Origin of the sequence: Pseudomonas fitomaticsae (assembly GCF_021018765.1) — a bacterium.
GTDB classification, from domain to species: domain Bacteria; phylum Pseudomonadota; class Gammaproteobacteria; order Pseudomonadales; family Pseudomonadaceae; genus Aquipseudomonas; species Aquipseudomonas fitomaticsae.
Window position 1 is genome coordinate 3,699,535 of record NZ_CP075567.1, and the last position, 10,176, is coordinate 3,709,710.

The following is a 10,176-nucleotide window of genomic DNA, read 5'->3' on the forward strand; positions in this document are numbered from 1 at the left end:
AGCGCGCCGGGCAGCGATGGTTTCATTAGAGGTATAGCCGATTTCACCCCGGCTCGACGTTCAGACTTCGATCAGGTGTTTGAGCGGATGGTAGCCAGTCTTGAGCTTTGCAGCGACGTCGAGGATCGCCTTCTGGATGCCGTCCAGGTGCATACAGGTCAGCTCAATGGCTGCGTTCTGATTGCCGGCCTCGATGTACTCGATCAGCCGCAGGTGCTCGTCGTCGCGGCAGGCTTCGTGGCTGTCGTCATCCAGTGCGGCGGCGTACAGCGAGGCGCGGGAAATCAGTTTCTGGAACCAGTCGAGCAACACCGGGTTGTTGAGGCTACGGGCCAGTTTGATGTGGAACTCGCCGAGCAGGTGAATCAGCCGCTCATGATCGCCCGCCTCGTGGGCTTCGTCTTCCAGCAGCAAGTGATCGCGCAAGTCCTGCATCACCGCAGAGTCCTTGCGTCGGCACAATTCGGTGACGATGCCGATCTCGATCAGGCGCCGGGTTTCGAACAGCGAACGGATCTCTTCATCGCTGGGCAGCGACACCGACGCACCTTTATTGGGCTCGGTGGTGACCAGTCCGTCAGCCTCCAGTTGCTTGAGTGCGGCACGAACCGACGTGCGGCTGACATTGAACAACTCCGCCAGCGACGCCTCGCCCAGCTTCATCCCCGGCCGCAGCGAACGCTTGCTGATCGCCTCGTAAACCCCTTGGTAGACGCGGTCGACCGTGGTTTCCGTTTTTTTCTCGGTCATTTGAAAACTCCTTCAATGCTGGCAACGCTGCCCGACGCACGACTCAGTCAGGGAAATGGGGGGTTGCGCCAGCAGATTAATCCGGGTATTTCTAAATTGCATTCAGATATTGCATACAATAATTAGAGGATTGCACCATTATGGGTCAACCAATAGCCATTGAAGTGCGTAACGTATCCAAGCGGTATTCTGATGATCCTGGCCTGGCGCCAGCCCTCGACAACGTGTCGGTGAACATCGCTGACAACGAATTCTTCACCCTCCTCGGCCCCTCGGGCTGCGGCAAGACCACCCTGCTGCGCACCATCGCCGGTTTCGAACACGTCAGCGACGGCGAGATCCGTCTGGCGGGTGAAACGGTCAATCACCTGCCGCCGTTCAAGCGTCGGGTCAACACGGTGTTCCAGAGTTACGCGCTGTTTCCGCACATGAGTGTCGCGCAGAATATCGCCTTCGGCCTCGAGATGCAGGGTCTTGATCGCAAGACGATTCCGGGACGGGTCGACGAAATGCTCGCGCTGGTGCAGATGGAGCACCTGGCCGGGCGCAAACCGGCAGAATTATCCGGCGGCCAGCAACAGCGCGTCGCTCTGGCCCGGGCCCTGGCGCCGAAACCGAAAGTGCTGTTGCTGGATGAACCGCTGTCGGCGCTGGACCTGAAGCTGCGCAAGGAAATGCAGGTCGAACTCAAGCGCGTGCAGCAGGAAGCCGGCATCACCTTCATTTTCGTCACCCACGATCAGGAAGAAGCCCTGACCCTGTCCGACCGGATCGCGGTGATGTCCGCCGGCAAGATCCTGCAGATCGGCACCCCGACCGACATCTATGAGCGCCCGCAGCACCGCTTCGTCGCTCAGTTCATCGGCGACATCAATTTCCTCCCCGGCCAGCTCAAGCGTGGCGAACACAACGAAAACATCTTCGTGCCCAACGGCATGCCGGTGGAAATCCCCTGCCCGCCGCAAGGCGTCAACGGTAGCAGCGTGCAACTGGCGTTTCGTCCTGAGCGTTCGCAACTGGTGGCGGCGGACCAGCCGCATCATCTGCGCGGCGTGATCGAGGCCGTGCTGTATGTCGGCACCGCGACGCTGTACCAGTGCCGTTTGAACAACGACATCAAAGTCATGCTGCGGGAAAACAACGAAGGTCTGAACCGTGGTCGTGCCGTCGGCGAGCGCGTGGCGGTGCACCTGCCGCCCCAGGCCTGCCTGTTGATGGAGGCCTGAGATGAGCGTCAGCAGCACTTCCCCCTCCCTCAACCGCGCGCTGTTGCTCAGCCCGGTGGTGTTGACCCTGCTCGCCCTGATCGCCATTCCGCTGGGGATCATGGGCTACATCAGCCTGCTGCCGCGCAACACCTACGGCGGCGTCGACTGGCAGGCCCAATGGCAATTGCAGAGTTACGTGCAGCTGTTTTTCCAGGAAGGTTTCGACGGTGAACTGGAACTGAACTGGGTCTACGCCCAGGCGCTGTTGCGCTCAGTGTTCCAGGCCGGCGGCACCACGGTGCTGTGCTTTCTGTTCGGGTTTCCGGTGGCGTTGTGGATGTCGAGCCTGACCCCGCGCCGGCGCAATCTGATGGTGTTGCTCATCACCATACCGTTCTGGACCAACCTGCTGATCCGCAATTACGCGTGGCTGATCATCCTGCGTGAACAGGGCTGGGTCGCCCAGAGCCTCAACGCACTGTTCCCGAGTGCCGGCGGCATCACCCTGCTCTACAACGACTTCGCGGTCAGCGTCGGCCTGGTCTACAGCTTCCTGCCGTTCATGATCCTGCCGATCTATTCGACCCTGGAGAAACTCGACTGGCGTCTGGTGGAAGCCGCCTATGACCTGGGCGCCAACCGCTGGTACGCACTGCGCCGGATCATCCTGCCGCTGTCGATGCCCGGCGTGATTGCCGGCGCGTTGCTGGTGTTCGTGCCGAGCCTCGGCGCCTTCATCACCCCGGCGATCCTCGGCGGCGGCAAGACCCTGATGATCGGCAACCTGATCCAGCAGCAATTCGGCACCGCGCGCAACTGGCCCCTCGGCAGCTCGCTGTCGTTCCTGTTGCTGGGGATTCTGCTGTTGTCGCTGGTGCTCTACGCCCTCTACAGCCGCAGCGCGGCGAAAACCCTGAACCGGGGAGCGAAAGCATGATCTCTCTGCACCTGAAAAAACTCCCGGCGACCCGGGAAATCAGCCTGCTGATCCTCGCCTACCTGTACGTGCCGATCCTGGTGTTGATCGCCTACAGCTTCAACGCCAACCGCTCGGCGACGGTGTGGACCGAGTTCTCGTTCGCCTGGTACGGACGGATCCTGGCCAACCCATCGATCCAGACGGCGGCGCTGAACTCGATCATCGTCGCAACCATCGCCACCGTGTGCGCCACGGCGATTGCGCTGCTGGCGGCGCTGGCGACTTACCGGCCGTTCTACGGGCAGAAAATGGTCGAGGGCGGGATCAACCTGCCGCTGATCCTGCCGGAGATCGTCACCGCTGTGGCCACCCTGCTGCTATTCATGGCGCTGGGCATCAAGCTCGGGCTGATGACCGTGATCGTCGCGCACATCGGCTTCTGCATTCCGTTCGCCTACCTGCCGATCCGCGCACGGCTCAACGATCTGGACAAGAGCCTGCTGGAGGCCGCCAACGATCTGTACGCCAACCCGTGGCAGGTGTTTCGCCGCGTGACCTTGCCGCTGCTGTGGCCGGCGGTGTTGTCCGGTTCGGTGCTGGCATTCGTGGTCAGCCTCGACGATTTCATCATGACCTTCTTCGTCGCCGGGCCCGGTTCGACCACGTTGCCGGTGTACATCTTCTCGGCGATCAAGGCCGGCGTAACGCCGGAGATCAACGCGATCTCGACCCTGATGCTGGTGATTTCCATCGTGCTCGTGGTGCTGGCCTTCTGGCTCGGCCAACGCGGCAAACAACAATAAACCTGGAGCGCTCTGTTCATGAAAACCAAAAGCATGCGTTTGGCTATTTCCAGTCTGGCCCTGAGTTGTTTCACCGCGCTCAGCGCCCACGCTGCCGAGCCCAAGCAATTGTTCTTCTACAACTGGACCGATTACTACCCGGTGGATCTGCTGGCCAAGTTCGAAAAGGAGACCGGGATCAAGGTCACCATGGACGGCTACGACAGCAACGAAACCCTGCTCGCCAAGTTGCAGGCCGGCGGCGCGGCGTATGACGTGATCGTGCCGTCGCAGTCGATCATGCAGACGCTGATCAAGCAGGACCTGCTGCTGGAAATCGACACGCCGACCCTGAGCAATTTCCAGTACGTCAAAGGCCCGTTCCGCGACCCGAGCTTCGATCCGGGCCGCAAGTTTTCGGCGCCGTACCTGTGGGGCACCACCGGGTTTTCCTATGACAGCGCCCGGGTGCCGGGCGGCAAGCTCGACGACTCGTGGAAAGAGTTCTTCGAACCGCGCAAGGAACTGCAAGGCCAGCTCGCCGCCCTCGACACCTCCAGCAGCGTGATCAACGCCGCCAGCCATTACCTGAACGTCGACGAATGCACGGAAAACCCGCAGGACGCCAAGCGCATCCTCGAGCTGCTGCAAAAGCAGAAACCGTTTTTGAAGATGTACAGCTCCGACAACACCGTCGACCGCATGGCCTCGGGCGAAGTGATCATGATGCAGAACTGGAACGGCTCGACGGCCCGCGCCACGTTGCAGAAGAGCACGATCAAGTACGTGTACCCGAAAGAAGGCCTGGCGATGTTCCAGGACAACTTCGCCGTACCGAAAAGCGCGCCGCATCCGGGTAACGCGAAGATCTTCATCGACTGGATGATGAAACCCGAGAACGCGGCGGCCGTGTCCAACGCGATTGCCTATGCCAACGGGATTCAGAGCGATCAGTTGCTGGATGCGAAATGGAAAGTCATGGACGCGATCAACATGCCCGAGGAATACGCCTCGCGGCTACGGCCGGAGAAGGAATGCAGCAACAAGGCGCGGGAGCTGCAGGACCGGATCTGGTCGAAGCTCAAGGGTTGATTGCCTGACTTGAGACCGCGTCGCGGCCATCGCTGGCTTGCCAGCGAAGAGGCCCGCCCAGACAACATAGAAACAGAGGTATGAAATGTCCCCCCCCCGCTGGCTCAGAAACATCCGCCCCTACGGCACCCCCGCCGAAGACTTACTGATCGAAAACGGCCGATTCAGCCAACGCCGCCCGGCCTCCAACGCGCCGCTGGCCGCCACCGACATCGACGGCCAGAACCAGCTCCTGACCGCCCCGCTGGTGGAAAGCCACGTCCACCTCGACAAGACCCTGTATGGCCAACCCTGGCGCCCGAACAGCGCCGGCCCGACGCTCAAGGATTACATCAGCAACGAGCGCCGCGTCCTGCGTGAAGTCAAAGCGCCAATCGCCGAACGCGCCCGCGCCCTGCTGGAAAACTGCATCGCCCGGGGTTCGCTGACCATGCGTTGCCATGTCGACATCGACCCGGAATTCGGCCTGCGCCACGTCGAAGCCATGCAACAACTGCGCGAAACGTACAACGACCTGATCGACCTGCAACTGGTGGTCTTCCCGCAAACCGGCCTGATCAGCCGCCCCGGCACCGCCGAACTGATGCGCGAAGCCATGGCCCTGGGCGTGGAAAACGTCGGCGGACTCGACCCGTGCGGCATCGACAACGACCCGATCGCGCAGCTGGATTTCGTGTTCAAACTGGCCAGTGAATTCCAGCGTGGCGTCGATATTCACCTGCACGACAAAGGTGAACTGGGCCTGTGGCAGATCGCCCGGATCGCCGATTACACCGAGCGTTTCAACCTGCAAAACCGGGTGATGATCAGCCACGCTTATTGCCTGGGCATGTTGCCGTGGAGTCAGGTCAAACCGGTCGCCGAGCGATTGGCGGCATTGGGCATTTCGCTGATGAGTTCGGCGCCGGCCGACTGCGCGGTTCCACCGTTTCTGGCGCTGCGTGAGACCGGGGTCAACGTGTGCCTCGGTTCCGACGGCATTCGTGATGCGTGGTCGCCGATGGGTAACGGCGACATGCTGGAACGGGCGATGTTGCTCGCATTCCGTTTCGATCTGGGCAAGGACGATGAACTGGCGGCGGCGTTTGACGCGGCAACGGTGAACGGAGCGCGCGCATTGGGGATCGAGGATTACGGCTTCGCCATCGGCAAGCCTGCGGATTTTCTGCTGATGCCGGTCGAAACCCTCGGTGAAGCCGTGGTCGCGCGGCCAGTGCGTCAGGTCTATCGCGGCGGCGAACTGATCGCCAGCGGCGGTCGCCTGCTGGGCAGCCGTCTGTGAAACGTATCGGCCTGAAGGCCGGTTGCGTGGTCGGCTTCGATGGCACGCAACATGTGCTGTGGCGTGACGGCGAAGTGGTGTTTGCCGGCTCGCGCATCGAGTTTGTCGGGCGAGGCTATCAAGGCCCGGTGGATCAGTGGATCGACTACGGCAATGCGTTGATAGGACCCGGTTTCATCGACCTGGATGCCCTCGGCGATCTCGATTCTACGGTGCTGACCCTGGACAACGGCGACGAACGCACCATGGGCCGGATGTGGTCGGCGGAATATCTGGCGACCGGCCCGCGTGAGTCGTTCAGTCCGGAAGAGGAGGTCTTCAAATACCGCTACGCCTTCACCCAGTTGATCCGCAACGGCATCACCACGGCGATGCCGATCACCTCGATGTATTACCGCGAATGGGCGGAGACCTACGACGAGTTCGCGGCGGTCGCCGGCGTGGCTGGCGAACTGGGGCTGCGCACCTATCTCGGCCCCTGCTACATGAGCGGCATGAGTTACTGGTGCGCCGACGGCACCCTCGCCCACCATTGGGATGAGGCTCGGGGCCTGGCAGGACTGGACGCGGCCGAACGGTTTTTCAAGGATTTCGATGGCGCGCACGCCGGGTTGATTCGCGGTGCACTGCTGCCGGATCGCATCCAGACCTGCACCCCGGCACTGCTGCAACGTACCTCCGCATTGAGCCGCGAACTGAACGCACCGATGCGTCTGCATTGCTGTCAGGCGCTGGGTGAAGTGGCGATGGTCGAACAATTGCGAGGCACCACGCCGCTGGGCTGGTTGCAGCAGCTGGATTTACTTACGCCACGCAACCTGTTGCCCCACGGCATCTACACCTCGGGCGATGACGATCTGCAACGGCTCATCGACGGCGGCGCGAGTCTGGTGCACTGCCCGCTGGTGTTCGCCCGCGATGGCGAGGCGCTGAATTCATTCGGCCGTTATCGGGCCAAAGGCATCAATTTCGCCCTCGGCACCGACACCTGGCCGGCGGACTTGCTGGCCAACATGCGCCACGGTCTGAACATCGCCCGGCTCATGGAGGGCGGCTCGGCGCTGACCAGCAGCCTCGACCTGTACAACGCCGCGACCCTCGGCGGCGCCAAGGCATTGGGCCGTGACGACCTCGGTCGCCTGGCTCCGGGCGCCAAAGCCGATATCACCGTGTTCAGCCTGCGCGGCCTGCATCTGGGCCCGCTGTTCGATCCACTGAAAAACCTGCTGCTGGCCGGGCGCGGCGACGACTGCATCGCCAGTTACATCGACGGTCGCTGCGTGATGCACGACGGTCAGGTCAACGGCGTCGACTACCCCACTCTGCAACGCCAGGCCCAACGCCAATACGAAAAACTGATGCGCAGCCACAGCGACCGGGCCTTTGGCCGACCGGACTGGAAAACCCTGTTCCAGCCGGCCATTCCGTTCGCCGACGACTACAGCGCCGAAGCGCCGTTGAGCGCCATCGATCCACTTCTTTAGAGAACACTGCCATGCACAGCTTCGACTTCAGCCAACTGAGCCCACGGGAAAAATACAAGATTCTGATCGGCAGCGTGGTGCCACGCCCGATTGCACTGGTCACCACCATCGATGCCGAAGGCCGGGTCAACGCGGCGCCGTTCAGCTTCTTCAATGCGCTGTCGGCGGACCCGCCCATTCTGGCGCTCGGCGTCGAGAACTACGGCGACCAGAGCCCCAAGGACACTACGCGCAATATCCAGATGAATCAGGAATTCACCGTCAACATCGTCAGCGATGCATTGGTGGAAGCCATGAACGTCTGCGCCGTGCCGTTCGCGCCGGGCTTCGATGAGTTGACCGCAGCAGGGCTGACGGCAATTCCCGGCACCTCGGTCAAATGCCCGCGAATCGGCGAAGCACCGGTGGCGCTGGAGTGTCGGCGGATGATGGCGCTGAACATCGGTCAGTCGCGGGAGATCATTTTTGGCGAGGTGTTGATGGCGCATGTGCGCGATGAGTTGATCGATCCGAAAACCCTGTACATCGATCAATTGGGACTGGATGCGATCGGGCGCATGGGCGGGCATGGTTATGCGCGGACCCGGGATTACTTCGACCTGCCGACCCGCTCGTTGCAAGCGTGGACGGAGGCACCGGGGGGTGGCGAGCGGTTCTGGCCGGCAGCCAAATAAATCAACAGAGCAACGCATTACCCCTGTGGGAGCGGGCTTGCTCGCGAAAGCGGTTTGTCATTCAACATGGATGCTGACTGAACCACCGCTTTCGCGAGCAAGCCCGCTCCCACAGGGATTTATATCATTTGCTCAATCGGTGCCGTACTTCGGCGACCGTGGCCCGTACAGCAGGCCCGCCGGATGCCCGGCCGACAGCAGTCGATTGCTGGCCACACCGGCAATCGGATAGCCGGCATCGGTGGAGCTGTTGATGATCTGCTTCACCGCCGCGGTGATCAGCATACCGATCAGGCCACCGGCATTGCTGTTGTTGCCCTCTTCGCTCGACGCCCGGGCGGCACCGGTCCACAGGGTGACGCCGGTTTTCAGATCAACCAGTTTGGCGCTGGCGGTGACGGCGGTTTCGCTGCTGATCACCATGTAGCGCGTGCCGTACTCACTGACGGTGATGTACAGCGCCGCGTCGGCACCGAAGATTTCCTGCAGCTTGTTGGCCGGCGCTGCATGGATGTCATCCGGCGTGGTCAGGCCGTTCTGACGGAACGTTTCGTCGACCAACGTGATCGGCAAAACGTAGTAACCGGCTTCGGCCAGCGGGAACGTCACCTGCGACAACAGGCTGTAGGACGCCTTGACGTCCGGCGAGGTGTTCAGCGGCGGCAGCACCAGAATGGATTTCGGCCGTGCTTGCTTGTACGCCGAGTAGTCCACGGTTTTTGGTGCAACGCAGCCACCGAGAACGGTCAGCGCCAGGCCTGCGGCCAGCAGTTTCAAGGCACGGGAGATCATTGGGCGTCTCCGGTCTTGGCGTTTTTAAGCAGAAAATCCATGTAGGTGCCGGACTCGGGGAACAGGGTCTTTTCGGTGCGCAATTGCTGCACCATCTGATCGTCCTTGCCCATGCTCAGGTACAGCAGACCGAGATGAGCGTGGTAACCCGGCGGTACCGGCTTGCCGCTGGCACGAATCTTTTGCAGATCGGCTTCCAGCGCTTCGGCCTGGGCCTCTTTCGGCGTTTCGCTCTTGAAATATTCGTAGACTTGCGGCTGGTAGCCTTCCCACTGGTACAGGGTTTGCGGGCTGCTGCAACCGGCCAGCAAGGCGCCAGCAGTCAGGGCCATCAGCGACCGGGACAGGGACAGATTCATGGTGTGTTGCTCCTTGCGATGGGCGTCTATCAGTTGCCCGGTTTCCAGGCACCGGCGTTCATGCCATCGACCAGACGATTGATCGCCTCGCGCATGGCCAGATCGAGGACTTTGCCGTTGAGGGTGGAGTCGTAGGCAGCGGTGCCGCCGAAGCCGATGATTTCGCGGTTGGACAAGGCGTACTCGCCGGCGCCCTGGGTCGAATACACCACTTCGGACGTACTGATGTTGACGATGTTCAGGTTGACCTTGGCGTAGGCGACCTGGGTCTTGCCACGGCCGAGAATGCCGAACAGTTGGTGATCGCCGGTCTCTTTACGGCCGAACTCGGTGACGTCACCGGTGACCACGTAATCGGCGCCTTTGAGACGCTGGGCCTGGCCCTTGATCGCCGCTTCCTGCTGGATCTCGCCCATGTTGTCGCGATCCAGCACGGAGAAACGGTTGGTCTGCTGCAAGTGGGTGATCAGGATGGTCTTGGCCTGGCCACCGAGACGGTCGACGCCATCGGAGAAGATCCCGCGCATGTAGCTCGAACGGTTGTCGAACTTGCCCACGGCCATCGGGATGCGGACACCGGCCCAGGCCTGGGAGGCGCTTTCCACCTTGGCCACCGGCAATGCGCGGGAGCTTTCGGTGGCGCAACCGGAAAGCGAGCCGGCCAGGGTGCCGAGGACGGCAATCGCAATGCCCGAGACCAACATCCGGGAGATCATTCTCACTGTGCATTCCTTCTGAAAAACGATGGGTCCCTGCACGCTGTTGTCGTGGGGGATCGGGAAAGGGGCGGCATTATGCCAAAGTGCCATCAGTGAGGACAGGTTTTTTTGACGT

11 protein-coding genes are annotated in these 10,176 nt (G+C 61.7%); 7 read left to right on the forward strand and 4 right to left on the reverse strand.

Annotation, left to right across the window (positions count from 1 at the left end; genetic code table 11):
- Positions 1-60: 60 nt before the first annotated feature.
- Positions 61-750: a GntR family transcriptional regulator gene (locus KJY40_RS16500; protein WP_230731221.1), complete on the reverse strand. Its 690-nt coding sequence runs from the start codon at positions 748-750 to the stop codon at positions 61-63.
- A 140-nt stretch (positions 751-890) separates the two neighbouring features.
- Between KJY40_RS16500 and KJY40_RS16505 the strand changes: the two genes are divergently transcribed.
- From KJY40_RS16505 to KJY40_RS16535, 7 genes are all read left to right on the forward strand, one after another.
- Positions 891-1,976 (forward strand): ABC transporter ATP-binding protein, encoded by a 1,086-nt coding sequence (locus tag KJY40_RS16505; protein ID WP_230731222.1) that lies wholly within the window; start codon positions 891-893, stop codon positions 1,974-1,976.
- A gap of 1 nt (position 1,977) precedes the next feature.
- Positions 1,978-2,895 carry an ABC transporter permease gene (locus KJY40_RS16510; RefSeq protein WP_230731224.1) on the forward strand — a complete coding sequence of 306 codons (918 nt, stop codon included), beginning with the start codon at positions 1,978-1,980 and terminating at the stop codon, positions 2,893-2,895.
- Positions 2,892-3,680: an ABC transporter permease gene (locus KJY40_RS16515; RefSeq protein WP_064597101.1), complete on the forward strand. Its 789-nt coding sequence runs from the start codon at positions 2,892-2,894 to the stop codon at positions 3,678-3,680. Before KJY40_RS16510 ends, KJY40_RS16515 begins: the two co-directional genes overlap by 4 nt.
- An 18-nt stretch (positions 3,681-3,698) precedes the next feature.
- On the forward strand, positions 3,699-4,751 hold the full coding sequence (locus KJY40_RS16520) for an extracellular solute-binding protein (RefSeq protein ID WP_230731225.1): 1,053 nt from the start codon (positions 3,699-3,701) through the stop codon (positions 4,749-4,751).
- A gap of 85 nt (positions 4,752-4,836) precedes the next feature.
- Complete coding sequence (locus KJY40_RS16525) at positions 4,837-6,033, forward strand: amidohydrolase family protein (RefSeq protein ID WP_230731227.1); 1,197 nt, start codon at positions 4,837-4,839, stop codon at positions 6,031-6,033.
- A complete protein-coding gene (locus KJY40_RS16530) occupies positions 6,030-7,517 on the forward strand; it encodes an amidohydrolase family protein (protein ID WP_230731232.1) in 1,488 nt (495 codons plus the stop codon). Before KJY40_RS16525 ends, KJY40_RS16530 begins: the two co-directional genes overlap by 4 nt.
- A gap of 11 nt (positions 7,518-7,528) precedes the next feature.
- Positions 7,529-8,191 (forward strand): flavin reductase family protein, encoded by a 663-nt coding sequence (locus KJY40_RS16535; protein ID WP_085603179.1) that lies wholly within the window; start codon positions 7,529-7,531, stop codon positions 8,189-8,191.
- A 132-nt stretch (positions 8,192-8,323) separates the two neighbouring features.
- On the opposite strand, the gene KJY40_RS16540 is transcribed toward KJY40_RS16535, so the two are convergent.
- From KJY40_RS16540 to KJY40_RS16550, 3 genes are read right to left on the reverse strand one after another with little or no spacing between them, the layout of a single operon-like run.
- Entirely contained in the window at positions 8,324-8,983 is a 660-nt protein-coding gene (locus KJY40_RS16540; protein WP_007959444.1) for a DUF799 domain-containing protein, read from the reverse strand.
- Complete coding sequence (locus tag KJY40_RS16545; protein WP_007959442.1) at positions 8,980-9,342, reverse strand: DUF4810 domain-containing protein; 363 nt, start codon at positions 9,340-9,342, stop codon at positions 8,980-8,982. The genes KJY40_RS16540 and KJY40_RS16545 overlap by 4 nt, the downstream gene beginning before the upstream one ends.
- Before the next feature lie 29 nt (positions 9,343-9,371).
- On the reverse strand, positions 9,372-10,058 hold the full coding sequence (locus tag KJY40_RS16550) for a CsgG/HfaB family protein (RefSeq protein ID WP_178081274.1): 687 nt from the start codon (positions 10,056-10,058) through the stop codon (positions 9,372-9,374).
- Positions 10,059-10,176: the final 118 nt, after the last annotated feature.

What these genes read in the sequence shown, in the direction of transcription:
- KJY40_RS16500 (WP_230731221.1), bottom strand. Translation starts at nt 750, where the DNA reads ATGACCGAGAAAAAAACGGAAACCACGGTCGACCGCGTCTACCAAGGG.
- KJY40_RS16505 (WP_230731222.1), top strand. Translation starts at nt 891, where the DNA reads ATGGGTCAACCAATAGCCATTGAAGTGCGTAACGTATCCAAGCGGTAT.
- KJY40_RS16510 (WP_230731224.1), top strand. Translation starts at nt 1,978, where the DNA reads ATGAGCGTCAGCAGCACTTCCCCCTCCCTCAACCGCGCGCTGTTGCTC.
- KJY40_RS16515 (WP_064597101.1), top strand. Translation starts at nt 2,892, where the DNA reads ATGATCTCTCTGCACCTGAAAAAACTCCCGGCGACCCGGGAAATCAGC.
- KJY40_RS16520 (WP_230731225.1), top strand. Translation starts at nt 3,699, where the DNA reads ATGAAAACCAAAAGCATGCGTTTGGCTATTTCCAGTCTGGCCCTGAGT.
- KJY40_RS16525 (WP_230731227.1), top strand. Translation starts at nt 4,837, where the DNA reads ATGTCCCCCCCCCGCTGGCTCAGAAACATCCGCCCCTACGGCACCCCC.
- KJY40_RS16535 (WP_085603179.1), top strand. Translation starts at nt 7,529, where the DNA reads ATGCACAGCTTCGACTTCAGCCAACTGAGCCCACGGGAAAAATACAAG.
- KJY40_RS16540 (WP_007959444.1), bottom strand. Translation starts at nt 8,983, where the DNA reads ATGATCTCCCGTGCCTTGAAACTGCTGGCCGCAGGCCTGGCGCTGACC.
- KJY40_RS16545 (WP_007959442.1), bottom strand. Translation starts at nt 9,342, where the DNA reads ATGAATCTGTCCCTGTCCCGGTCGCTGATGGCCCTGACTGCTGGCGCC.
- KJY40_RS16550 (WP_178081274.1), bottom strand. Translation starts at nt 10,058, where the DNA reads ATGATCTCCCGGATGTTGGTCTCGGGCATTGCGATTGCCGTCCTCGGC.